General features: G+C 71.1%; 21 protein-coding genes and 1 riboswitch. Of the genes, 4 read left to right on the top strand and 17 right to left on the bottom strand.

The features are described from left to right. Window positions 1-10 precede the first annotated feature (10 nt). The 5 genes from ACIQPR_RS08150 to ACIQPR_RS08130 all read right to left on the bottom strand — a co-directional run bounded on the left by ACIQPR_RS08150 (window position 11) and on the right by ACIQPR_RS08130 (window position 4,148). Window positions 11-586, bottom strand: coding sequence for a GAF domain-containing protein (locus tag ACIQPR_RS08150; RefSeq protein ID WP_403643749.1), 576 nt, complete (start codon window positions 584-586; stop codon window positions 11-13). After that, the gene (locus tag ACIQPR_RS08145) at window positions 583-1,200 is read right to left on the bottom strand and encodes a GTP-binding protein (RefSeq protein ID WP_403643746.1); all 618 of its coding nucleotides are present in this window, start codon (window positions 1,198-1,200) and stop codon (window positions 583-585) included. The genes ACIQPR_RS08150 and ACIQPR_RS08145 overlap by 4 nt, the downstream gene beginning before the upstream one ends. After that, window positions 1,178-1,549, bottom strand: coding sequence for a DUF742 domain-containing protein (locus ACIQPR_RS08140; RefSeq protein WP_200708959.1), 372 nt, complete (start codon window positions 1,547-1,549; stop codon window positions 1,178-1,180). Before ACIQPR_RS08140 ends, ACIQPR_RS08145 begins: the two co-directional genes overlap by 23 nt. A 2-nt stretch (window positions 1,550-1,551) precedes the next feature. Continuing rightward, entirely contained in the window at window positions 1,552-1,986 is a 435-nt protein-coding gene (locus ACIQPR_RS08135; RefSeq protein ID WP_356059620.1) for a roadblock/LC7 domain-containing protein, read from the bottom strand. Between the two features lie 65 nt (window positions 1,987-2,051). Continuing rightward, window positions 2,052-4,148, bottom strand: coding sequence for a sensor histidine kinase (locus tag ACIQPR_RS08130; protein ID WP_403643743.1), 2,097 nt, complete (start codon window positions 4,146-4,148; stop codon window positions 2,052-2,054). A gap of 549 nt (window positions 4,149-4,697) precedes the next feature. Here ACIQPR_RS08130 and ACIQPR_RS08125 point away from each other — a divergent pair. Next, a complete protein-coding gene (locus ACIQPR_RS08125; protein WP_403643740.1) occupies window positions 4,698-5,084 on the top strand; it encodes a hypothetical protein in 387 nt (128 codons plus the stop codon). A gap of 174 nt (window positions 5,085-5,258) precedes the next feature. On the opposite strand, the gene ACIQPR_RS08120 is transcribed toward ACIQPR_RS08125, so the two are convergent. Then, window positions 5,259-6,467 carry an MBL fold metallo-hydrolase gene (locus ACIQPR_RS08120; RefSeq protein WP_403643737.1) on the bottom strand — a complete coding sequence of 403 codons (1,209 nt, stop codon included), beginning with the start codon at window positions 6,465-6,467 and terminating at the stop codon, window positions 5,259-5,261. 255 nt (window positions 6,468-6,722) lie between these two features. Here ACIQPR_RS08120 and ACIQPR_RS08115 point away from each other — a divergent pair, with 255 nt between their 5' ends. Continuing rightward, complete coding sequence (locus tag ACIQPR_RS08115; RefSeq protein ID WP_403643734.1) at window positions 6,723-7,901, top strand: Glu/Leu/Phe/Val dehydrogenase dimerization domain-containing protein; 1,179 nt, start codon at window positions 6,723-6,725, stop codon at window positions 7,899-7,901. 44 nt (window positions 7,902-7,945) lie between these two features. Continuing rightward, window positions 7,946-8,560: a TetR/AcrR family transcriptional regulator gene (locus ACIQPR_RS08110; RefSeq protein WP_403643731.1), complete on the top strand. Its 615-nt coding sequence runs from the start codon at window positions 7,946-7,948 to the stop codon at window positions 8,558-8,560. A 601-nt stretch (window positions 8,561-9,161) separates the two neighbouring features. Here the strand turns inward: ACIQPR_RS08110 and ACIQPR_RS08105 are convergent. The 3 genes from ACIQPR_RS08105 to ACIQPR_RS08095 form a co-directional block, all read right to left on the bottom strand. Further along, window positions 9,162-9,947, bottom strand: coding sequence for an SGNH/GDSL hydrolase family protein (locus ACIQPR_RS08105; RefSeq protein ID WP_403644761.1), 786 nt, complete (start codon window positions 9,945-9,947; stop codon window positions 9,162-9,164). Between the two features lie 203 nt (window positions 9,948-10,150). Then, window positions 10,151-11,095 (bottom strand): peptidoglycan DD-metalloendopeptidase family protein, encoded by a 945-nt coding sequence (locus ACIQPR_RS08100; RefSeq protein ID WP_403643729.1) that lies wholly within the window; start codon window positions 11,093-11,095, stop codon window positions 10,151-10,153. A 4-nt stretch (window positions 11,096-11,099) separates the two neighbouring features. Then, window positions 11,100-11,262: riboswitch (cyclic di-AMP (ydaO/yuaA leader) on the bottom strand. Between the two features lie 301 nt (window positions 11,263-11,563). After that, on the bottom strand, window positions 11,564-13,636 hold the full coding sequence (locus ACIQPR_RS08095) for an alpha-galactosidase (RefSeq protein WP_403644758.1): 2,073 nt from the start codon (window positions 13,634-13,636) through the stop codon (window positions 11,564-11,566). Between the two features lie 258 nt (window positions 13,637-13,894). On the opposite strand from ACIQPR_RS08095, the gene ACIQPR_RS08090 reads away from it, so the two are divergent. Continuing rightward, window positions 13,895-14,692, top strand: coding sequence for a tyrosine-protein phosphatase (locus ACIQPR_RS08090; protein ID WP_403643726.1), 798 nt, complete (start codon window positions 13,895-13,897; stop codon window positions 14,690-14,692). Window positions 14,693-14,710: 18 nt separating this feature from the next. Here the strand turns inward: ACIQPR_RS08090 and ACIQPR_RS08085 are convergent, their stop codons facing one another. The 8 genes from ACIQPR_RS08085 to shc all read right to left on the bottom strand — a co-directional run bounded on the left by ACIQPR_RS08085 (window position 14,711) and on the right by shc (window position 23,721). Next, window positions 14,711-14,836 carry a DUF6126 family protein gene (locus tag ACIQPR_RS08085; RefSeq protein ID WP_019069690.1) on the bottom strand — a complete coding sequence of 42 codons (126 nt, stop codon included), beginning with the start codon at window positions 14,834-14,836 and terminating at the stop codon, window positions 14,711-14,713. After that, window positions 14,833-15,483 (bottom strand): helix-turn-helix domain-containing protein, encoded by a 651-nt coding sequence (locus ACIQPR_RS08080; protein ID WP_403643723.1) that lies wholly within the window; start codon window positions 15,481-15,483, stop codon window positions 14,833-14,835. The genes ACIQPR_RS08085 and ACIQPR_RS08080 overlap by 4 nt, the downstream gene beginning before the upstream one ends. Window positions 15,484-15,557: 74 nt before the next feature. Then, window positions 15,558-16,943, bottom strand: a complete 1,386-nt coding sequence (locus ACIQPR_RS08075) for an aspartate aminotransferase family protein (RefSeq protein ID WP_403643720.1) — start codon at window positions 16,941-16,943, stop codon at window positions 15,558-15,560. Continuing rightward, the gene (dxs, locus tag ACIQPR_RS08070) at window positions 16,940-18,847 is read right to left on the bottom strand and encodes a 1-deoxy-D-xylulose-5-phosphate synthase (protein WP_403643717.1); all 1,908 of its coding nucleotides are present in this window, start codon (window positions 18,845-18,847) and stop codon (window positions 16,940-16,942) included. Before dxs ends, ACIQPR_RS08075 begins: the two co-directional genes overlap by 4 nt. 27 nt (window positions 18,848-18,874) lie before the next feature. After that, window positions 18,875-20,032, bottom strand: a complete 1,158-nt coding sequence (gene ispG, locus ACIQPR_RS08065) for a flavodoxin-dependent (E)-4-hydroxy-3-methylbut-2-enyl-diphosphate synthase (RefSeq protein ID WP_403643714.1) — start codon at window positions 20,030-20,032, stop codon at window positions 18,875-18,877. Window positions 20,033-20,036: 4 nt separating this feature from the next. Then, window positions 20,037-21,059: an adenosyl-hopene transferase HpnH gene (gene hpnH / locus ACIQPR_RS08060; RefSeq protein WP_403643711.1), complete on the bottom strand. Its 1,023-nt coding sequence runs from the start codon at window positions 21,057-21,059 to the stop codon at window positions 20,037-20,039. A 5-nt stretch (window positions 21,060-21,064) separates the two neighbouring features. Continuing rightward, window positions 21,065-21,706: a 1-hydroxy-2-methyl-2-butenyl 4-diphosphate reductase gene (locus ACIQPR_RS08055; RefSeq protein ID WP_403643708.1), complete on the bottom strand. Its 642-nt coding sequence runs from the start codon at window positions 21,704-21,706 to the stop codon at window positions 21,065-21,067. After that, window positions 21,706-23,721 carry a squalene--hopene cyclase gene (gene shc, locus ACIQPR_RS08050; protein ID WP_403643705.1) on the bottom strand — a complete coding sequence of 672 codons (2,016 nt, stop codon included), beginning with the start codon at window positions 23,719-23,721 and terminating at the stop codon, window positions 21,706-21,708. Before shc ends, ACIQPR_RS08055 begins: the two co-directional genes overlap by 1 nt. Between the last annotated feature and the right edge of the window lie 81 nt (window positions 23,722-23,802).

Here is a 23,802-nt window from a genome sequence, read left to right as displayed (position 1 = left end):
GACCGGTCGGCTAGAAGCCGCCGAGCCGCTCCAGCCGGGCCACCAGCTCCGCCGCCGTCGACTTGATCGTCTCCAGCCCCGGCCTCCCCCAGGGCCGGGGCTCCGTGTCCACGACGCACACGGTGCCCAGCACCATCCCCGTGGAGTCGATGAGCGGCGCCCCCAGATAGGAGCGGATGCCGAACTCGTCGACGACCGGATTGCCCGCGAACCGCGGATAGTCGCAGACGTCCTCCAGCACCAACGCCTTGCGCCGGACCACCACATGGGGGCAGAACCCGTAGTCGCGCGCCAACTGCCGGCCCACCTCGGGCTTGGCGTGCTCCCGTCCCTTCGCGGCCCGGGGCGGCTCCGTACCGCCCGGCGTGTGCAGACCGGCGAAGAACTGCCGGTTCTCGTCCATGAAGTTGACCATGGCGTACGGCGCCCCGGTGAGCTCGGCGAGCCGGTCCGCGAAGGCGTCGAGCGCCGGGTCCGGGTGCTTGCCCAGGCCCAACCCCCTTAGCCGCCGCGTCCGTTGGGGTGCCTCCTTGTCCTCGGGCGTGAGCAGCAGCCGACCGGCCGGACGCGGTGGGTCGTAGCTCATGTGTGGGCACCGTGACTCGGCGCGTGCGCCGGGGTGTGTTCGATGAGGTGGCGTACGAGGGTCAGCAGGGTCTGCACGCCGGAGCTGGAGATCCGCGCGTCGCAGCGCACGACCGGGATCCCGGGGTCGAGGTCTATGGCGGCCCGCACCTCCTCGGGGTCGTAGCGGTAGGAACCGTCGAACTCGTTGATGGCGACGATGAATCCGAGGCCGCGCTGCTCGAAGAAGTCGACGGCGGCGAAGCACTCCTCAAGGCGGCGGGTGTCGGCGAGGATGACCGCGCCGAGCGCGCCCTCGGACAGCTCGTCCCACATGAACCAGAACCGCTCCTGCCCGGGGGTGCCGAACAGATAGAGCGTGTGCTGCGGGTCGAGGGTGATCCGGCCGAAGTCCATCGCCACGGTCGTCTCGACCTTGTTCTCGATGCCTTCGAGATCGTCGGTCGCGGCACTGACCGTGGTGAGCAGCTCCTCCGTGCTGAGCGGCGCGATCTCGCTCACCGCGCCGACGAAGGTCGTCTTGCCGACGCCGAAACCACCCGCCACCAGGATCTTCAGCGCGGTGGGGAAGGGATCGTGGCCGCTCTCGTAGTCAGAGCTGTCGTCGTAGTCCATCGAGCACTGCCTCCAGAAGAGACCGGTCAGTGGGGTTGTGGTGGAACTCGGGCGGCTTGGTGGTCAGCGCCCCGCAGTCGACCAGGTCCGACAGCAGCACCTTGGTGACCACCGCCGGCAGCTTCAGGTGGGCGGCGACCTCGGCGACCGAGACGGGCGCGCGGCACAGGTCGAGCGCCTGCGCGTGCTCGGGGCCGAGGTAGCCGAGGGGGGTGGATCCGGTGGCCATCACCTGCGACAGGAGGTCGAGCGCGATGGACGGCCGGGTACGGCCGTTGCTGACCGTGAAGGGGCGCACAAGACGTCCGGCCGCGTCGTCCAACCAGGGCCCGTCGCCGGCCGTCGCCACGCTCAAGGCCTCATCGCAGGGGATTCGACGGCGTGTTGGCGGGGCGCGGTCACGAGGTAGGGGCGGACGCTCTTGACCAGCATCGCCATCTCGTAGCCGAGGACGGCCGCGTCGGCCTCGCGGCCGGCCAGCACGGCGAGACAGGTGCCGGAGCCCGCGGTGGTCACGAACAGCAGGGTCGAGTCGAGTTCGACGACGACCTGCCGGACGTCCCCGCCCTCGCCGAAGCGCACACCGGCGCTGCGGCCGAGGGAGTACAGGCCGGAGGCCAGGGCCGCCATGTGGTCGGCGCTGTCGGGGTCGAGGCCGTGGACCGACTTCACGAGGCCGTCGCAGGAGAGCAGGACCGCGCTGGTGGTGTGCGGTACGCGCTGCACGAGGCCGCTCATCAGCCAGTCGAGATCGGATACATGGCCGGTCGGCGCGTCGCTCGCCATGGTGGATCGACTCCTTGGGTTACGAAGTTCTGCGGGAGCGCGGGTGGGGGTGGGGGCGTACGAGGTCATCCGGCTGATGCGCTCCCGTCGTGCCGGGCGGTGAGATCGTGACCGGGCGCGTGCGCGTGCGCCTCGGCTATGGGTGCCGCGTCCAGGTGGGGCGCGAGGGTGAGGGGCGGCATCTGGGGGTGCTCGGCGAGGAGGAAGTGGTCGGTGCCGGTGCCTGTGTGCACGCCGTTCGTGTGCGGGAACTCCGTGCGGGTCGACTCCATGGGCGCCCGGTCCATGTGATGTGGCACCTCGGCATGCGGGACACCCGTGTTCGGCGAAGCCACGTCGCCCCCTTCCGTCGACTCCCCCGCCTCCATGTGCTGTTGGGCCTCCGCGAGGCCGATGCCGCGTTGGAAGGCGGCCATCAGGTCCGGGTCGTGGCCGGCGGGGTGTTCGGAGTCCGGGCGGGGGGCCGGGCCGTCGCGCAGTTGCGGGGCGATGTGTTCCTGGGCGCGGCGGCGGGGCAGTTGGGGCGGCTTGCCCATGGTGCCGCGCACCGCGCCGCCTCGCGGGACCGGCGGTGTGGCGGTGTTGGTCGCCACGGTGTGCCGGTCGTCGGGCCGGATGCCGGGGACGGCCTCCGCCGGATTGGCTCGCTCGGTGTGGGCGCCGCGCATCGGCAACGGCACCGGTCCGCTGCCGTTCGGTACCGGCGCGGCGGGCTGCGCGGGGGCCCGTCGTTGGTGCCGTCCCGGTGTCCCGGACTCGCGCTGGTGCCGCCCCGGCCCGGCGGGCGTCGTCTCGGGCGCGCCCCGGCGACCGGCCGTCGGCCGACCGCTCTCGGCCTCACGCGCGATACCGGTCCCGGCCTGCGTCCCGTCCAGTGGGGGCTGCTGCGGAGGCGCGAGCGGGCGGCCCCCGCCCATCGTGTCCTCCGCCTGTCCCATGACTCCGGCGGCGCCCGGTGCCGTGCCCAACAAGGCCTGCGGCACGACGAGTACGGCCTGTACGCCGCCGTAGATGTTGGTCTGGAGGCGGACGTGGATGCCGTGGCGGCGGGCGAGTTGGGAGACCACGAACAGGCCGATGCGGCCGTCGGCCAGCAGGCTGGCGACGTTGACCTGGTCGGGGTCGGTGAGCAGGGTGTTCATCCGGCTCTGTTCGCCGACGGGCATGCCGAGGCCGCGGTCCTCGACCTCGATGGCGAGTCCCGAGGTCACGAGGTTGGCGCGGAGCAGGACTTGGGTGTGCGGGGCGGAGAACACCGTGGCGTTCTCGACGAGTTCGGCCAGCAGGTGGATCACGTCGGCGACGGCGTGGCCGCGCAGGGTGCCGTCGATGGGCGGCACGAGTTTGACGCGCGAGTACTGCTCGACCTCGGCGATGGCGGAGCGCAGCACCTCGGTCATGGAGACCGGGTTGCTCCACTGTCTGCGGGAGACGGCGCCGCCGAGGACGGCGAGGTTCTCGGCGTGCCGGCGGATGCGGGTGGCGAGGTGGTCGACGTGGAAGAGGCCCTTGAGCAGGTCGGGGTCCTCGATCTCGTTCTCCAGCTCGTCGAGGATGGAGATCTCCCGGTGCACCAGGGACTGGAGGCGCCGGGCGAGGTTGACGAAGACCTCGACCTTCTGTTCGCTGCCGGCCTGGCTGGAGAGCTGGGAGGCGGACACGACGGCGGTGACGGCGCCGTCGTGGGCGCGTGCCAGGTCGGCGGCGAGCAGGTCGAAGTCGTCGGCGTCGCCCGGCGGCCGGCGGCGCGGCTTGCGCTGGGGCGGGCCCTCACCGCGGCGCAGCGCCTCGACCAGGTCGCGCAGCTCGGCCTCCCCGCGCGCGCTGTCGCGGCGCAGCGTGCCGATGCGGTCGCTGATGGAACCGGCCGCGCGGCCGGCGGCCACGGCGGCGATCAGGATGCCGGCGCAGGTGACCGTGGTGGCTCCGGCGAGGACGCCCCAGAAGGTGAGGCTGGTGTGCGCTCCGGTGGAGCGGACGGTGAACAGGACGGCCGCGCTGGCGCTCAGCGCGACCGCGACGGCCGGCAGCACGGCGAGGCGCAGGAGGTGGGATCGTATGTGCGTCTCGGGCAGCGCGGGCACGGGGCGGGCGGCCGGTCGCCCGTGCCGGCCGCCCTCACGGCGGTCTGCGCGTGCGGCCGGTGCACGGAGTTGAGACATCGGCGTCCTCGTACTGGTGCGTCGGACCTGTTGGCTCGCGCGGGGTGCGCGATTCGGGCATACGCCATCGCGGTGCCGGTCGGGAGAGCCGAAAAAATCGGCCCCGCGTCGCCCGGCGGACACTCACAGTAGTCGTCAACGCGTCAGGTGCGGTGGGCAGTTGACAAAGTCCCACGGGGAGCGTCCCGCTCTGGTATGAGGCCTCGCACGGCAGACCGATAACCCGCGCGACCGGATGCCGAAGAAGGACAAAGAATCGATCGCCCCTGATCGGAAGCGGTCACGAACGGGCGTCGGGGCGCGGGGAGTTCACTGCCGCCCGGCTCCGCCGCCCGCCCGCCTCGGGACCCGGGACTCGGTCCGACCGGGCGATTTCGACCGATCCGCTCCCTCCTCCGTCACGCTGCCGGTACGTCACGGGCAGTGTCCGCCGGAGGGTCTGCGCCGAGCGTGCGGAACCGATCCTGTCCGGGTGCTGTCCGGACAGGAGTGGCGTCTCTTCTGTTTCTGATATTGGTGCTCTCGCCGTTCGTGACACCGTTCGCGTGCGTGGCCACCGCCGTGGCGCTCGCCTGGCGGGCCTGGCACCGGCGGCCGGTCGACGGATGGTGGCGGCTGCCGAGCCCCGGGACCTGCGGGCTGGTGGCGGCGCTGACCGGCTCGGCCGTGCTCGGCGCGTACGCGTGGGGCGCCATGTCGGGGTTCTACATCCTGGACCCGGACCAGATGTGCGCGGCCCGGGGCGCGGCGGGCGACCACGTGGTGACGCGGCTGACGCTGCCGGTCAGTTCGCAGTGCGTCACGTCGGGCGGCGTGGGCACCGAGCTGGTGCCGGGCTGGGTGAACCCGGTGATCTTCCTGGGGCTCCCGCTGCTGGTGCTCTCACTCATGACGGGGGCCTACACGGGGGTACGCCGGCTCGCCGCCCTGCGGTGACGTGACATCGGCGGGACCAGCCAGGCGGGACCGGCGGAACTGGCGGAACCGGCAGGCCAGGCGGGGCCGCAAGGTCGGCGGGGTCTTGCGAACCCGCCGACGCCCGCTCGCCGCACTGGCCGGAGCGCTCCCGCCCGGCTCCCTCCGGGCCGGCCGGTCGCCCGCCCGTCCCCGTCAGCGCTCGTTGGCCAGGTCGAGTTCCGCCGCGTTCGCCGCCGCCTTCGGCTCCACCCCGACCGGTTCCGCTTCCGCGCTCCGCCAGGGCCGCGCGAGCGTGCCCTCGAACGGTGTCCACCACCGGTCCGTCGACAGCTCGGCGCCGGGCTCGAAGGGCTCGCCCGGGCGCGGAGTGGCCACTGCCTGGCCCGCCGCCTCCGCCGCGTCCGCGGTCCACTCACCGGGCTCGGCCCACGCGTGCAGCGCCAGGTTGAACGTGGCCCAGTGGATGGGCAGCAGCACCCCGTGCGCCTGCCCGCCCTGGAGGTCGAGGTGGGCGCGCAGGCCCTCCTCGGGTGTCATGTGGATGTCGGGCCAGAACTCGCTGTAGGCACCGATCTGGATCATCGTGGCATCGAACGGACCGTGCGCGGCGCCGATGTCCTTGAAGCCCTCGAAGTAGCCGGTGTCGCCGCTGTGGTAGATCCGGTGCTCGTCACCGGCGACGACCCAGGAGGCCCACAGGGTGTGCTGGGTGTTGCGCAGGCCCCGGCCGCAGAAGTGGCGGGCCGGGGTCGCGGTCAGGGTGAGACCGCCGACCCGGGTCTCCTCGTGCCAGTCCAGCTCGCGCAGCCGCTCGGGCGAGACACCCCAGTGCTCCAGGTGGGCGCCGACACCGAGCGGCACCGCGAACAGGGTGTCCGTGTCGGCCAGCGCCTTGATCGTGGGCATGTCCAGGTGGTCGTAGTGGTCGTGCGAGATGACCACGACGTCGACCGGTCCGAGCGCGGCGATCGGCAGGGGCACCGGGTGCAGCCGCTTGGGGCCGGCGAACGGGAACGGGGAGCAGCGCTCGCCCCAGACCGGGTCGAAGAGGACCCGGTGGCCGTCGATCTCCGCGAGGACGCTGGAGTGGCCCATCCACGTCAGGCGCAGCCCGGTGGCGGCGGGCCTGGCCAGGTCGGCGAGGGTGGTGGCGTGCACCGGCAGCGTGCCGTCGGGGGCGCGGTGGACGCGTGCCTCCTTGTCCAGGTAGGCCTTGCCCATGCCGCGCATCGCGCCGCCGGAGGGGCGGACGTTCGTGTTGCCCCCGGGGTTCTGGAAGACCCCGTCCTTGAAGTGGGGCGATCTGCGGATGCGGGCCAGGCGTTCGCCGCTCGGGTCCGCGCCGAAGGCCGCGGGCTGCAACGCGCGGAGCCCGGAGCTCAGGGTACGGATTCCGGTCACGGTCCCTCCAGGTGGAGTCGGTCAGGCTTTCCATTATGGTCGACCCCTGTGACAACGCCGGTGGATCGGCTGGGCGGGGCCGGTATTCCAAGGAAAGACCAAAGTTCCGGCCCCAGGGTTGACGGCGCGGCGCGGAATCAGGTCATGCGTTGACAGGACCCGGCGCCGCTTCCCATACTGACTCGCCGTTCAGTAACCGCCGTCCGGTACGCGCTTCGGCACCCGTCCTGTCGGCCCCTGCCGCGAGGAGTCCGTATGACCGCCCCTTTGATGTCGCTCACCTGGACCGACCACGTCACCGGCCGCCAGGGCTTCCTGGTCGTCGACCGGCTGGTGCGGGGTGTGTCCAGCGGCGGACTGCGGATGCGGCCGGGCTGCACCCTCGACGAGGTGGCGGGCCTGGCCCGCGGCATGACCATGAAGGAGGCGCTGCACTACGACCCGGCGGGCCGGTACATCCCGCTGGGCGGCGCCAAAGGCGGCATCGACTGCGACCCGCAGGACCCGGTGTCGTACGGCCTCCTCGTCCGCTATCTGCGGGCCATGCGGCCGTACGTCGAGAGTTTCTGGACGACCGGCGAGGACCTCGGGCTCAGTCAGGATCTGGTGGACCGGGCCGCCGCGGAGGCGGGGCTCGTGTCCTCGATCCAGGCCGTGTATCCGCTGCTCGACGACGAGGTGGCGGCGCGGCGGCGGCTCGCGGACGCGTTCGCGGTCGAGGTGGACGGGATCGGGCTCGACGAACTGGTCGGCGGCTGCGGGGTGGCCGAGTCGGTGCTCGCCGCGCTGGACCGGGCGGGTGTGCCGTATGCGGGGACGCGGGTCGCCGTGCAGGGCCTGGGCACCATGGGCGGGGCGACGGCGCGGTTCCTCGCGCGCGCGGGGCTGGCAGTGGTGGCCGTCGCCGATGTCAAGGGCACGATCGTGAACCCGGCCGGACTCGACGTGGACGCGCTGCTCGCGGCGCGGGACGCGTACGGCACCGTGGACCGGGCCGTCCTTCGTCCCGGCGACCGCGAACTCCCGGGCGGGGACTGGCTGTCCGTCGAGGCGGAGGTGCTGGTTCCGGCCGCGGTGTCGTACGCGGTCGACACCACGAACCAGGGGTCGGTCACCGCCCGGTGGATCGTCGAGGCGGCCAACATGCCGGTGCTGCCGGAGGCCGAGGAACTGTTGTCGGCGCGCGGGGTCGTCGTACTGCCGGACGTCGTCGTGAACTCCGGGACGAACGCCTGGTGGTGGTGGACCCTGTTCGGCGACATCGGCGCGGACGCGGACGAGGCGTTCGCCCACACCCGGCGTTCGATGCGCGCCCTGATCGAGCTGATGCTGGCCCGCGCGGAGGCCGACGGCACGACCCCGCGTGCCGCCGCGCACGCGATCGTCGCCGACCGGCTGCCGGTCATCGCGGAGCGGTTCGGCTGGTACCGGTGAGGCAGGGGCCGACGTTCTCGCGGGACACGGAATAGGGTGTTCGGGTGGCGAGAGTGCGGTTGGACGTGGCGGAGCGGCGGGCGGAGTTGTTGCGGGCCGCCGTCGAACAGATCGAGGCGCGGGGCGTGGCGGCGGTCAGGATCGCCGACGTGGCCTCGGCGCTCGGGGTGAGCAACGCGCTGGTGCTTTATCACTTCTCGACCAAGGAGAAGCTCGTCGCCGCCGCGTTCGCCCATGCCGCCGAGGACGACCTCGCGCATCTGCGCAGACTGCTGGGCCGCCGTACGACCGCGCTGCGCCGGCTGCGGGCGGCGCTGCGCTGGTACGCGCCGACCGGGCAGGCCAAGGGCTGGCGGCTGTGGATCGAGGGCTGGGCGGCGGCGCTGCGCGAACCGGCGCTGCTGGAGGTGACGCGCGATCTCGACCGGCAGTGGAAGCGGGCGCTCGCGGAGGTCGTCGCCGAGGGTGTGATCGCGGGCGAGTTCGACTGCGCGGACCCGAACGCCGCGGCCCTGCGCCTCACGGCCCTCCTCGACGGCCTGGCGGTACAGATGACGGCGTACGCGGGCGCGGTGTCCCGGACCCGGGCCCTGGAGTGGGTCGACGAGGCACTGGCCCGCGAACTCGGCCTGGAACGGGCGGCGTTGACGGCGTCCTGAGCCGTACGGGGGGTTCGGCCCGCCGTCTTGGACGTCGACACGGGTTGGTGGGTGACGAGGACCGCGGCTGAGTCGGCGCGCGAGGAGGGCCGTGCCATTCCGCGTACTGCTCCCGGACTCCCCCCGGACCCGTCCCGGGCGGTTCATACCGAGGGCAGGTCGGTCCGCCTTCCACCTGGTCGGCGCACGCCGGCGACGAAGACTGCGGCCGAATCCGCGCGCAAGCAGGGCCGCGCTGCTCCGCGTGCCGCTCCACGACACCTCAGGCACGCGCCGGACACGTCCCGGGCGGAGCACACCGGGAGCGGGTCGCTCCGCGTGTCACTCCAGAACGCCCCGCACACGTCCCGGGCGGTTCACCCGGGGCGAGTCGCTCCGCCTCCTACGTGGTTGACACTCGCCTGCGACGAAACCCGCTGCCGAATCCGCGCAAGGCGCTAGGGCAGTGCTGTTCGGCGCGCCGCTCCCGGACACCCCGGACGCGTCCCGGGCCGAGCACACCGGGAGCGCGTCGGTCCGGCCCCCGTGCGGGCGGGGCAGGTGGTTCGCCGTGCCGAGCGGTGGTGGGTGTCTCGGCACGGCAGCCGTATGCGTCGGGCTGTCAGGCCACCCAGTCGATCCGTGTCTTGATGTCGTCGGGCGACAGCGCGCCCTTGGCCTCGACGTGGTCGCCGGAGGACTCGCCGCGCAGGCGGCGGCCGATCCACGGCACCAGGTACTCGCGCGCCCAGTGCACGTCGTCGCGGCGGACGTCGAGCGGGCCGCGCGGCGGGAGCGGCGGCCAGGGCTGGTCCGGGTCGGCCGGGACCTCGACGCCGAGGACCTGACCGGCGCGGAGCGCCACGCGCGTGTGGCCCTCGGGAGAGAGGTGGAGCCGGTCGTCGTCCCAGGCCCGCCGGTCCTGGACCGTCTTCAGGGACCACAGGTCGAGCACCGGGCAGCCGTAGCGGTCGGCGATGGCCCGCACATGTCCGTTGTAGGTGGCGATCTTGCCGCGCAGATGCTTGAGGACCGGCACACCGCGGGTGTCGAAGCCGGTCGTCACCAGGACGGTGCCAACCGCGGAGGTGAGGTCGGCGACCGCGCGTTCGAAGCGCTCGGCGACCTCGTCGGGGTCGGTGCCAGGACGGATGATGTCGTTGCCGCCCGCGCAGAAGGAGACCAGGTCGGGGCCGATCTCCTTGGCCCGGGTGAGCTGGTCGGCCACGATCTGGTCGAGCAGTTTCCCGCGTACCGCGAGGTTGGTGTACGCGAAGTCGCCCTCGGGCCGCCGGTCCGCGAGCAGTACCGCGAACCGGTCGGCCCAGCCGACCATCGCCCCGTCGGGCCCGGGGTCGCCGACGCCCTCGGTGAAGCTGTCCCCCACCGCCACGTACGACCCGATCACTGATCTGTTGTCACTCTTCGAATCGTTAGCCACGGCAACCATAGTTCACCCTGGAGTGTGACCTACGCGATCGTAATATGGGGTTGACGGGCGGTGAGATAAGCCACTTGTAAAGGGTTGTCCAAAGTCGGAATAAGCCCCTGGCCAGGGACGTTGACCCCGGGAACGGTCTCAGCCCCGGCCTCCCGAGTCGGCCGACCGAGTCAGCCGACGGTGACGCCGTGCGAGCGGAGGTAGGCGACCGGGTCCACGTCCGAGCCGTAGTACGGCGTGGTCCGGATCTCGAAGTGCAGGTGCGGGCCGGTCACATTGCCGGTCGCGCCGGAGAGGCCGATCTGCTGGCCCTCGGTCACGGTCTGGCCGGCCGAGACGGACAGCTGCGACATGTGGGCGTACTGCGAGTACTCGCCGTCCGCGTGCCGGATGACGACCTCGTTGCCGTAGGCGCCGTCGTAGGCCGCCGAGACGACCGTGCCCGCGGCGACCGCCTTGACGGTGGTGCCGGTCGGGACGACGAAGTCGACACCCGTGTGATAGCCGCTGGACCACATACTGCCCGCGACGTGGTAGCCGGTACCGATGGTGCCGCCGGTCACGGGGAGGGTGTAGCCACCGGCGGTGCTGGTGGTGTCGGAGCTCTGCGTCGCCGACGTGTCCTTCTTCGACGAGGAGGAAGAGGACGAGGAAGACGACGAAGACGACTTGGACGACGAAGTCGAGGAACCGCTGGAGGACTTGGTGGTGCTCGCGTCCGTGTCCGTGGTGGCCTTCCCGCCGAGGGACAGCTTCAGGCCGGGATGGATCAGCGACGGGTCCGAGCCGATCGCCTCGCGGTTGTCCTGGTAGATCTTCTTCCAGCCGCCGGTGACGTCCTGCTCGTCGGCGATCTTCGCGAGCCAGTCGCCCGCCTTCACCGAATACGTCCTGACGCCCTCGGTCTTCGCCGTGGCCGCCTTCCGCGTCACCGACTTCTCGGCCGCCGGAACGGACTGAACGGCCTTTTCCGGAACGGAGGTCGACGTGGCCGCGTGCGCGCCGCCGGCTCCCATGAGCGGAAGGGCGAGCGCGGCGCCCCCGGTTCCGGCCACGGCTATCGAGCGGGTGAGGCGCTGGGACTTGGGACGGCGGTGCTTACCCTTCGCGGGCATGGCGAATTCCTCTCCGGCGCCTGCGGGGTGAGCTGTCGGGTGCGGGCTGGAGATGCCCGGCCGCGCGCTGGTCGCGGCTTTACCCCAAGCCCGTTCCGGAGACCGGAACAGGCGTACTACCTGTGGGTCCCCCGCTCCTGCCGCATACGGGTGGGTGTGTGCGGAGTCCGGTCGGCGGCAGGATTGGGCGTCCGTCCGGATTGGTGGCGAACGTAAGCGAGGAAGACGCAACGGGACAAGCAGGAGGTTCCACGGTTTTGGGTTTCTTGTGATCTCCTGTGGGAATTCACAGTCACCCTCCGTGAATTCCCACCCGACTTCGCCTTCAATTCCCCTGGAAAAGCATGTCAATTACGTGAACATGACGAGCGACGTACGGTCACGGATATGACGCTGCTCACGTACAACCTCTCAGGTTCCCTTAATCCAGAGCGAGTTGTGACGAAGCCTGCAATTCGGGTAGAAGGCTCAGATACGACGCAGCCGGAGAACCGTCGCATCGAGGTCACCGTGCAGCCCGGTCCGCAGCCCGTGGTGCAACAGCACGGCACCACGGTGGACTTCGCCCGTTTCGAGGCATTCGTACGACGCCGTCGGGTCGAGCCCGCGCAGCCGCAGCGCCGGGACCGGCTCGCCGTAGTGCTGCGCCTGGAGCAGGGCGAGGACCACGCTCTCGTCGCCGCGCGTGTACTGCACGGCGCTCAGTCCGCCGGTCGGCGGGCGCAGCCGGTGGAGGTCGCCGTGCTGCACCAGCGGCCGGATCTCCTTGTAGAGGGTGATCCACTCGCGGGCTTCGGCGAGTTCCTCCTCGGTCCACTCGGAGAGGTCGCCGCCCACGCCGAGCACCCCGGCCATGGCGCTCACGAACCGGAAGCGCAGGCTGCTGACCCGGTCGTTGAGCTGGGTGTTCGGGCTGTCGGTGACCCAGGCGGCCATCACGCGCGCGGGGTGGATCTGGCTGAAGCCGTGCTGGATGGCGAGCCGGTCGAGCGGGTCGGTGTTGTCGGAGGTCCACACCTGGTCCGTACGGCTCAGGATGCCGAGGTCGATCCGGCCGCCGCCGCCCGAGCAGGACTCGAAGGCCACCCCGGGGTGGGCCTCCCGCAGCCGGTCCAACAGGGCGTACAGGGCGCGCACATGGTCGACCCAGAGGCGCTGCGGATAGGCGTCGCCGGGCCAGCCCGCGTCCGTGAAGCAGCGGTTGAAGTCCCACTTCACATAGTCGATCGGGGCGCTGGAGAGCAGCCCGTCGAGCTGCTCCCACAGGTATTCCTGGACGTCCTCGCGGGCCAGGTTGAGGACGAGCTGGTTGCGGAACTCCGTGCGCCTGCGCCCCTCCTGGTACTGCACCCAGTCCGGGTGGGCGCGGTAGAGGTCGCTGTCCGGGTTGATCATCTCGGGCTCGACCCAGATGCCGAACTGCATGCCCAGCGCGTGGACGCGGTCGGCGAGCGGCTTGAGGCCGGCCGGGAAGCGGTCCGGGTTGGGGGTCCAGTCGCCGAGTCCGGCGCGGTCGCTGGTGCGGGCGCCGAACCAGCCGTCGTCGACCACGAACAGTTCGACACCGGCCGCCGCCGCGCGCTGCGCGAGCACCTCCTGCTGCTCCTCGGAGATGTCGAACTGCGTGGCCTCCCAGGAGTTGTAGAGCACCGGGCGGTCCTGGTCGGCGTCCGGCACGACGTACGTCCGCTGGTAGGTGTGCCAGGTGCGGCTGGCGCCGCCGAAGCCGGCGTCGCTCCACAGGGCCGCGAAGAGGGGCGTCGTGAAGGACTCCCCGGGCGCGAGGCTCAGCAGCCCGGACTCGTCGTACCCGGCGCCGCCGGTGATCTGCACGCGCGCGTCCGGGAGTTGGGCCACGGCGATCCGCCAGGACCCCGACCAGCCGAGGGCGCAGCCGTAGACCTCGCCGCGCTCCTCGGTCGCGTCGGTGTCGAGCGCGACCCAGGGGAGGTACTGGTGTCCGGTGTGGCCGCGCCGGCTGCCGATGACCTTCTCACCGTAGGTGAGGGGGGAGCGCACGAGTCGTGACTCGGCGGCCCAGCGTCCGTGCACGTGCGACAGCTGCCAGTCCTCCCGGTCGGGCAGTGTCCAGGTGGCGGAGTCGGCGCGCAGCAGCTCCAGCGGCTCGGTCCCGTCGTTGTCGAGGACGGTCCAGCGCTCGACGACGTCGCCGCGCGTGCGGTAGTGCAGGGTGATGGCCAGTCCGGCGTCGCGGAAGCGGAGGCGCAGTTCGTCGCCGTCCGTCTCGTGGCCGTCGAAGGTCCACTCGGTGCCGCGCCGCTCGGCCGTGCGCACCGACAGGGCGGGGCGGACGAAGCGGGGGCCGCCCTCGACCGGGTACTCCTCGCGGCCGTCGAGCGGGGACTCGAAGGAGGAGCCGCCGGGGAGCGGGCGGGCGGCGAGTTCCTCGGCGTCGGCGAGTGCGATGCGGGGGCCCCAGTGGAGATGGAGCAGTTCGTCGCGTTCGGTGAGATGGACGGCGTAACTGCTCGTGGGGCCGGACAGCACCCATGTACGGCCGTTCTCGGCGGTCTCCAGCATCAAGTCCCTCACAGATTCGAACATGTCCACTCAAGCGTCAACATCATCAAGGGTGCGGGACCCGCGAGGCAACGTCTGGGGAGAAGTCATGGCCTGTGGAAAGTCGCTTCACACGTCCGGGTGAGCGAGGTCGGCCCGGCCCGGCGGGAGACCCTGGTCAGCGCCGTCAACGGCCTCCGGGGCGCGATGTGCATGTCGTATCGTCGACAGGGTGCCCGCCGGTGAGCCGCGCCGCCGGGCCGAGTGGGAGGAGCCCTCGTGACGCAGCAGATTCCGTCGACCGAGCCGGAGTTGTCCGGAGTGCGCAATTTCCGGGACGTGGGCGGGCTTCCGACGGTGGACGGCCGCAGGGTGCGCCACGGCGTGCTGTTCCGCAGCGGCCATCTCGCGCACGCGACCGAGGAGGACGCCGCGTTCCTCGGCTCGCTGGGCCTGCACACGGTCTTCGACTTCCGCAACGCGTCGGACCAGAAGCTGGAGGGCCCCGATGTCGAACTGCCCGGTGTGCGCAACGTGAATCTGCCGCTGTCCGACCCGGCGGACGGCTCCGAGTTCTGGAAGATGGTCCGCGACGGCGAGACGGAGCAGCTGCGCGAGGTCCTCGGCGACGGCAAGGGCGCCGACCGGATGATCGCCTCGTACCGCACGATCGTCACCGAGCGCACCGCCGAGCACTCCCAGGTGCTGCACGCGCTCGCCGAGGACAGCGTCCCCGCGCTGATGCACTGCGCGGCCGGCAAGGACCGCGCGGGCCTGTCGATAGCCGTGACGCTGCTCGCCCTCGGGGTGGAGCGCGAGGCGATCGTCGCCGACTACCTGGAGTCGAACGCCAAGCACCGCCGCTACAAGGTGCGGCGCAGCGACCCCTCCTCGGCGGGCTACACCCCCGAGGTGATGGAGCTGCTGAGCCCGCTCTTCGACGCCCGCGCCGAGTATCTGACGGCGGCCTTCGACACCGTCGAGGAGACCTGGGGCAGTGTCGACGCCTATCTGGAACAGGGGTTGGGGATCACTCCGGAGATCCGGGAGCGGCTGCGCGAGCGCCTGCTCGACTGAACCGGCGCCCGCGGCGGGCTACTTGGCGCCGACCGAGAACAACAGGTAGATGAAGGCCGCGAAGAGGTGGCCCACGGCGATGTAGATGAGCAGCCGTACCCACAGGGCGCGCGGGAACCTGTCCTCGATGTTGTTGCCGCTCATGACGTCTCTCCGGTGATCGGGCCCAGGCACAGGGCGGCCGTGGGACTCTGCAACAGGGTGTGCACGAACAGGACCTCGACGCCGCTCTCGTCGGCGGCGGCGAGCCGGTGCGGGGTGAGCGAGTCGAAGTGCGCGCTGTCGCCGGGCCCGAGGACGTGCGCGGTGTCGCCGAGCCGCAGCCGCAGCCGGCCGGTGAGGACGTGGAGCCACTCCTCGCCGGGGTGCACGCGCACGATGTCGCCCTGGGAGCCGTGGGGGATGCGGACGCGCAGCGACTGCATCCCGCGGCCGGGGGCGCCGGCCTGCCAGTACGTCCAGCCGCCCGCGCGGGTCGGTTCCATGTCGGCGGCGCGTACGACGGCTTCCCGGTCGGTGACCGTCTCGCCGAGCAGGTCCGAGACTGTCGTACCGTAGATACGGGCGAGTGCCAGCAGCATCGGCAGCGAGGGCTGGCGCTGCCCGGTCTCCAGCCGGGAGAGATGGGCGGGCGAGAGCCCGGCCGAGCGGGCGGCGGCCTCCAGGGTGAGGGAGGCGCGGCGGCGCAGGGCGCGGAGCTGGGGTGCGACGGTGGCCGGCAGGTCGTCGGACGGTCCGGCCGGCGGTTCCGGCTCGGTCCCGGGCTCGGCCTCGGTGTCGGAGGGGCTCATGCCTCCATTCAGCCGGACTTTTGCCCCTGCGGCAAATTTCTTGCCACAGAGGCAAAAACCTCGGTTCTCGCGGCTCAGCGGTTGGCGACCGCCTGCTTCACGAGCGTCCTGCTGAAGTCCCACATCAGTCCGCCGCCGCTGTGCGCGTCGTCCATCACGGCCGTGAAGGCCTCGACGAACCGGTCCACCTCGCGCTCGCCGACGATCAGCGGCGGGATCAGCTTGATGACCTCCAGGTGGTCGCCGGAGACCTGGGTGAGGATGCGGTGCCGCTGGAGCAGCGGTACGACCACCATCTGCGCGAACAGGCCCTTGCGGGCGGCCTGGAGCATGGTCCAACGGCTGCGCAGCTTCAGCGACTTGGGCTTGCCGAACTCGATGCCGATCATCAGGCCCCGGCCGCGTACGTCGGCGAGCAGCTCGTACTTGTCGACGAGCGCGGCCAGCCGGGTCCTCAACCGGTCGCCGGTGGCACGGGCGTTGGCGACGATCTGCTCGTTCTCCATGACGGACAGCACGGCGAGGCCGGCCGCCATGGCCTGGGCGTTGGACCCGAAGCTCGCCGAGTGGACCAGCACGCGGTCCATGGACGAGTAGACCTTCTTGAAGATCCAGTCCTTGCCGAGGGTGGCGCCGACCGGCACATAGCCGCCGGAGAGCGCCTTGGCCACGCACACCAGGTCCGGTTCCACGCCGTCCTCGTGCTGGTAGGCGTAGAAGTCGCCGGTGCGGCCGAGCCCGGTCTGCACCTCGTCGGCGATGAGCAACGCCTTGTGGCGGCGCAGGAGTTCCTGTGCGGCGCGCAGATAGCCGGGCGGTGCCTCGTGGACGCCCTTGCCCTGGATCGGTTCGACGACCAGGGCGGCTACGTCGCCCTTCTTCAACTCCCGTGCCAGGGCGTCGAGATCGCCGAGCGGTACGGCGGTGTCGGGCAGCAGCGGGGCGAAGCCGTCGCGGAAGCCGTCCTCGCCGTTGACGGAGAGCGAGCCGGTGGTCAGGCCGTGGAAGGCGTGGTCGCAGTACAGGATCCGCGGCTTCCCGGTCGCGTAGCGGGCGAACTTGAGCGCGGTCTCGACCGCCTCGGTACCGCTGTTGCCGAAGAACACCCGGTCCAGGTGCGGGCTGTGGGTGAGCAGCTTCTCGGCGAGCAGACCGGGCAGCGGCTGGCAGTCGAAGCGGGTGAGGTCGGCGAGCTGGGCGTCGAGGACGTCGTGCAGCGCCTTGCGGACGACGGGGTGGTGGCGGCCCAGGCCCATCACCCCGAACCCGGCGAGCATGTCGAGGTAGTCGTTGCCCTCCGCGTCCCAGAAATAGGCGCCCTCGCCGCGCTCGTAGACCTTGTCGAAGCCGATGGTGTGCAGCATGCGCGGGAGTTGGTGGTTGAGGTACTTGGCGTGCAGTTCGTAGCGCTCGGCTCCGCGCCCGGCCAAGAGCGCGGTGAGGTCGAACTCCTCGGTCATTCGGGTTTCTCCTTGGCTGCGCGGCCGGTCGTGTCCTTGACCGCCAGGCTTGCGCTGATCCGTCCGGCGACCTCGACGGGTGTGAGGCCGATGTCGGCGAGCACCTCGCCGCGTTTGGCGTGTGCGAGGAACTGCTCCGGGATGCCGAACCGCCGTACGGGGACGTCGACTTCGGCGTCTCCGAGGGCCAGCGCCACGGCGGCGCCGACGCCCGCGGCCCGGCTGTTGTCCTCGACGACGGCCACCAGGCGGTGCTCGGCGGCGAGGCCGGGCAGCGCCGGGTCGACGGGTTTGACCCAACGGGGGTCCACCACCGTGCTGGTGATGCCCCGGGCGGCGAGGAGTTCGGCGGCCTGGAGGCAGACGGGAGCCATGACTCCTACGGCGACGAGCAGCACGTCGGGTGTCTCCGCGCCCCGGTGCAGGACGTCGAGGCCGCCGACGCGGTCGATCGCGGGGATCTCCGGTCCGACCGACTCCTTCGGGAAGCGGACCAGGGTCGGCGCGTCGTCCACGGCGACCGCTTCCCGCAGCTGGGCGCGGAGTTGGTCGGCGTCGCGCGGGGCGGCGATCCGCAGGCCGGGCACGACCTGGAGGATCGACATGTCCCACATGCCGTTGTGCGAGGCCCCGTCGACTCCGGTCACCCCGGCGCGGTCCAGGACGAACGTCACCCCGCAGCGGTGCAGTGCCACGTCCATCAGGAGCTGGTCGAAGGCGCGGTTGAGGAAGGTGGCGTAGACGGCGACGACGGGATGCAGTCCGCCGGTGGCCAGCCCGGCCGCCGACACCGCCGCGTGCTGTTCGGCGATGCCCACGTCCCACACCCGGTCCGGGAAGCGCGCGGCGAACTTGCCGAGGCCGACCGGGTGCAGCATGGCCGCCGTGATGGCCACGACGTCCTCGCGCTCCTCCCCGATGCGCAGGATCTCCTCGCCGAACACACTGGTCCAGGAAGGGCCGTTGGAGGGCACGAGGGGCTCGCAGGTGAGCGGGTCCATCACGCCGACGGTGTGGAAGTGGTCCTCCTCGTGGGCGAGGGCGGGTTCGTAGCCGCGCCCCTTCTCCGTGAGGCAGTGCACCAGGACCGGGCCGTGGAAGCGTTTCGCGCGGCGCAGCGCGGACTCGACGGCGCCGATGTCGTGTCCGTCGATCGGGCCGACGTACTTCAGGCCCAGGTCCTCGAACATGCCCTGCGGGGCGAACGCGTCCTTGAAGCCCTTCTTCGCCCCGTGCAGGGACTCGTAGAGCGTGGTGCCGACGACCGGGGTGCGCAGCAGGACGTCCTTGCCCCAGGCGAGGACCTTCTCGTAGCTGTCGGTGGTGCGCAGGGTGGCCAGGTGGTTGGCGAGGCCGCCGATGGTGGGCGAATAGGAGCGTTCGTTGTCGTTGACGACGATGATCAGCGGGCGGTCCTTGGCGGCGGCGATGTTGTTGAGCGCCTCCCAGGCCATGCCGCCGGTGAGCGCGCCGTCGCCGATGACCGCGACGACATGGCCCTTCTCGCCCTGCACCTGGCGGGCCTTGGCGAGGCCGTCGGCCCAGCCGAGCGCGGTGGAGGCGTGGCTGTTCTCGACGATGTCGTGCTCGGACTCCTCGCGCGAGGGGTAGCCGGACAGACCGCCCTTGCCGCGCAGCTTCGAGAAGTCCTGACGGCCCGTCAAAAGCTTGTGCACATAGCTCTGGTGGCCGGTGTCCCAGACGATGCGGTCGACCGGTGACTCGAAGACCCGGTGCAGCGCGACGGTCAGTTCCACCACACCCAGGTTGGGGCCCAGGTGGCCGCCGGTCCTGGCCACCGCGTGGACCAGGAACTCCCTTATCTCTTCGGACAGTTGGCCGAGTTCCGCCTCGGACAGCGCCTTCAGGTCGCGTGGTTGGCGGATGCTCTCCAGAATCGTCACGTCGGGCCCCCTTCGGTCCGTGCTGGTTCAGCTCACGGTGACGGCCGGCTCCCCCGCCGCGACGCCGTCCTGCTCCATCTGTTCGGCGATCTTCATCGCCTCCTCGATGAGGGTCTCCACGATCTTCGACTCGGGCACGGTCTTGACGACCTCGCCCTTGACGAAGATCTGTCCCTTGCCGTTGCCGGAGGCGACGCCGAGGTCCGCCTCCCGCGCCTCGCCGGGCCCGTTGACGACACAGCCCATGACCGCGACGCGCAGCGGGACCTCCATGCCCTCAAGCCCGGCCGTGACCTCGTCGGCGAGCTTGTAGACGTCCACCTGGGCACGCCCGCAGGACGGGCACGAGACGATCTCCAGCCGGCGGGGCTTGAGGTTCAGCGACTCCAGGATCTGGAGGCCGACCTTGACCTCCTCCACCGGCGGGGCCGACAACGACACCCGGATCGTGTCGCCGATGCCCTCGCTGAGCAGCGCCCCGAAGGCGACCGCCGACTTGATGGTGCCCTGGAAGGCGGGCCCCGCCTCGGTGACCCCGAGGTGCAGCGGATAGTCGCTCTGCGCGGCCAGCAGCCGGTAGGCGTTGACCATCACCACGGGGTCGTTGTGCTTGACCGAGATCTTGATGTCGCGGAAGCCGTGCTCCTCGAAGAGGGACGCCTCCCACAGGGCCGACTCGACGAGCGCCTCGGGCGTCGCCTTCCCGTACTTCTGGAGCAACCGCCGGTCCAGCGAACCGGCGTTGACCCCGATCCGGATCGGCGTGCCGTGGTCCTTGGCGGCCCGCGCGATCTCCTTGACCTTGTCGTCGAACTGCTTGATGTTGCCCGGGTTCACGCGAACTGCCGCGCACCCGGCCTCAATTGCGGCGAACACGTACTTCGGCTGGAAGTGGATGTCCGCGATCACCGGGATCTGCGACTTGCGCGCGATGGTCGCGAGCGCGTCCGCGTCGTCCTGCGTGGGGCAGGCCACGCGGACGATCTGGCAGCCGGACGCGGTGAGTTCGGCGATCTGCTGGAGGGTGGCGCCGATGTCCGACGTACGGGTCGTGGTCATCGACTGGACCGAGACGGGGGCCCCGCCCCCGACCGCCACCGGTCCGACCTGGATCCGCCGCGACACACGTCGCGCGGCGATCGGCCGGACCGGCAGCTCGGGGACGCCCAGGGCTACGGCGGTCACGACGTCACTCGCGGTTTCCGGCGACGGTCTCGCGCATGGCCCGCAGCGACTCCTTGAGGGAGCCCATGGTGGCGAGGACGGCGGTGGGCTCGTAGCCGCAGTGCGCCATGCAGTTGGCGCAGCGCGGGTCCTTGCCGCGGCCGTACTTGTCCCAGTCGGTCTCCTCGATCAGCTCCCGGTACGTGGGCACGTACCCGTCGCTCATCAGGTAGCAGGGGCGCTGCCAGCCGAAGAGCGAGTAGTTCGGGATCGCCCAGGCCGTGCACGGGAAGTCGACCTTGCCCTCCAGAAAGTCCAGGAAGAGCGGGGAGTGGTTGAGCCGCCACTTGCGGCGGTTGCCGCCCGCGAAGGCCTTCTTGAACAGCTCGTGGGTCTGCGCGACCCCCAGGAAGTGCTCCTGGTCGGGCGCCTTCTCGTAGGCGTAGGCGGGCGAGATCATCATCTCGTCGACCTTGATGTCGTCGTTGAGGAAGTTCAGGACCTCGATGATGGTCTGCGGGGTGTCGGTGTTGAAGAAGGTGGAGTTGGTGGTGACCCGGAAGCCGCGTTTCTTGGCCTCCTTCATCGCCTCCACCGCCTCGTCGAACACGCCCTCCTTCGCCACGGACTCGTCGTGCCGCTCGCGCAGCCCGTCGATGTGCACCGCGAACGCGAAGTACGGGGAGGGGGTGAACTTGTCGAGCTTCTTGCGCAGCAGCATGGCGTTGGTGCAGAGGAAGACGTACTTCTTCTTCGCCACCAACTGCCGCACGATCTCGTCGATCTGAGGGTGCATCAGGGGTTCGCCGCCGGCGATGGACACCATCGGCGCACCGGATTCGAGCACCGCCCCGACGGCCTGCGCCACCGGCATGCGCTGCTTGAGCACGCCCGCCGGGTGCTGGATCTTGCCGCAGCCCTCGCACTTCAGGTTGCACGCGAAGAGCGGTTCCAGCTCCACGATCAGCGGGAACTTGTCCCGCCTGCGGAGCTTCTGTTCAGCCAAGTAAGTAGCGACCTTGATGGACTGGCGCAGCGGCATGGCCATCTGGCTCACCTCCGAGGGAGCAGCAAAGAACGGTGCCATTCGAAAAAAGCGGGAAGAACGGATCGAAGAACGCGGAAAGCCGATATTCCACCGCGCACCGTGCCGATCCGGACGAGTTCATGTTCAGGAGCGTCCACGACCACCCGTACGGCCGCAACCGGGCGCGCGCCCGTCCGCACGGCGCTCAGCAGCGTGGCGGCCGATTCCATGTCGACCGCGATTGCGCCGGTCGCGAGCAGATCGGACCGTTCCTGTCCGCGCACGACATGATCGGAACCGGTGAGCGGGCCGGTGTGGACGGTGCGTCCGGGCAGGGCCCGCACCAGTTCCTTGACGAGCAGCTCGGTGGCGACGCACGGAACGGTTCCGCGCGGGTCCCGGGTCTCCTCGGCGACCACCAGGTCACCGGGGTGCATCCCGGGGGCGAGTCCGGCACAGAAGCCCGTGGCCAGTACGGCGGCCTCGGACAGCGCCGGGTCGGCGAGGCGCCGGGTGACCGCCTCTTCGGCCGCCCCGGGGCCCATGCCCGTCCGCAGCAGGGTGAGCGGCCCGCCGGCGCCGGAGCGGTCGCCGGTGCGCAGGGCGAGGTGCTCGATGCCGAGCGCGCAGGCGATCAGCAGCGGCGGACCGGCGGACCGGGTGCCCATCAGCGCCCCTTGGTCGGGGAGCCGGCCGGGGAGAGGGTCCGGGTGAACGGTTCTCCGTGCACATAGCGCCCGAGCGCGGTGAGCGGGAAGACCTGCCGGTAGAGGTGGTAGTTGATGGAGAAGTCCCACGGGAAGCCGGTGCCGGTGAAGTAGGGCTCGTCCCAGGAGCCGTCCTCCCTCTGGGTGGCCGCGAGCCATGCGATGCCGCGCTCGACGGCCTTGGAGTCCTGCTCCCCCGCCGCCAGCAGGGCCATCAGCGCCCAGGCCGTCTGCGAGGCGGTCGAGGCGCCCCGGCCGCTCCACTCCTTGGCGTACTTGTAGGAGCGCAGGTCCTCGCCCCAGCCGCCGTCGTCGTTCTGCACGTTCTCCAGCCAGGTCACCGCGCGCCGGATCGCCGGGTGCGTGCCGGGGATCCCGGCTGCGGCGAGGGCGGGCACCACGGACCCTGTGCCGTAGACGTAGTTGACGCCCCAGCGGCCGAACCACGAGCCGTCCGGCTCCTGTTCGGCGAGCAGCCACTCGATGCCGCGCCGGGTGCGCGGGTCGTGGGCGAGGCCCTCCACGGCGAGCATCTCGACGACGTGCGCGGTGACGTCCGCCGACGGCGGGTCGATCACCTCGCCGAAGTCGCAGAACGGCAGCCGGTTGGGGAAGGGGCTGGTGTTGTCGACGTCGAAGGCGCCCCAACCGCCGTTCTTGGACTGCATTCCGAGGTTCCAGCGGACCGCGCGTCCGACCGCCCGGTCCAGGCGTTCCGGGTCGTGGTGTGCGACCCGGCGCAGCGCGAGCACCACCTCGGCGGTGTCGTCGATGTCGGGGTAGTTGTCGTTGTGGAACTCGAACGCCCAGCCGCCGGGCGGCAGTTGGGGGCGTTTGACCGCCCAGTCGCCGGGGCGGACGATCTCCTCCCCGAGCATCCAGTCGGCGGCCTTGACCAGTTGGGGGTGGTCGGCGGGCACGCCCGCGTCGGCCAGCGCGATGGTCGCCAGGCAGGTGTCCCACACCGGGGACTGGCAGGCCTCGATCATCCGGGCCCCGTCCTCGCGCCAGACCGCGAACCGGTCCAGCGACTCAAGTCCCGCGCGCATCACGGGGTGTTCGAGGTCGTAGCCGAGCAGGTGCAGGGCGATCACCGAGTACACGGCGGGCGGCTGGATGCCGCCCCAGCAGCCGTCGTTCTCCTGGCGCTCGATGATCCAGCGGGCCGCCGTGTTCATGGCGGCCTTGCGCAGTCTGCGCGGCGCGACCTTGCGGTAGAGGTGCAGGGCCTTGTCGAGCCGCTGGAAGGCGCCGTCCCAACTCGCCGCCCTGGCAAGGGGCTTGACCGGGTTCGGGTGGTCCGGGTCGGTGTGCAGCTCATCGAGCGGGAAGGGCGCGGGCCGTACCGGGCGCTGCGCGGAGACCACCGTCAGCGGCACGATGGTCTGCCGGGCCCAGCAGCCGAAGTCGTAGATGTTGAGGGGTACCCAGGAGGGGAAGTAGATGAGTTCCGGGGGGAGTTCGGGCAGGTCGTCCCACTTCCACCAGCCGAACAGCGCGAGCCAGATCCGGGTGAAGACGCGGGCCGCGGCGATCCCGCCCCGCTCGCGGACCCACGCGGAGGCCTTCGCCATGTGCGGGGCGTCCGGCGCGTCGCCGGCCAGCCGGAGGGCGACGTACGCCTCGATGGTGGTGGAGAGTTCGCCGGGCCCGCCGTAGAAGCTGGCCCAGGTGCCGTCCTCGCGCTGTTCGCCGCGGATGAAGAGGGCGGCGGCCCGGGTCGTCGACTCGTCGCGGATGCCCAGGAACTGACGGAGCAGCAGATCCTCGGCGTCCATCGTGACGTTGGTGTCGAGGTCGCCCTTCCACCAGCCCTGCGCGTCCTGCTGCGCGAGGAGGAAGTCGGTGGCGCGTTGTACGGCGAGTGCGGCGGCGTCGTGCACCCCGGCCGCCACGGGGGTGTTGATGTCGGTTTCGCTGGCCGCGGCAACACGGGGCGGCATGGCCCCGGTGCTTCCGTCGGTCGTCGCTGTCATGGCTTCCCCTTCGTGCAGTGGCATGTCTCTGCTGGGTCCGCCGTCGGCCGGTACTCGTATCTCCGCAGCACCGGCCGGCGA

The sequence above is a fragment of the Streptomyces sp. NPDC091280 genome (assembly GCF_044768565.1).
Taxonomy (GTDB): Bacteria; Actinomycetota; Actinomycetes; order Streptomycetales; family Streptomycetaceae; genus Streptomyces.
Note: the sequence above shows the minus strand (reverse complement) of the source record. Positions and strands in the feature narration are given on the sequence as shown.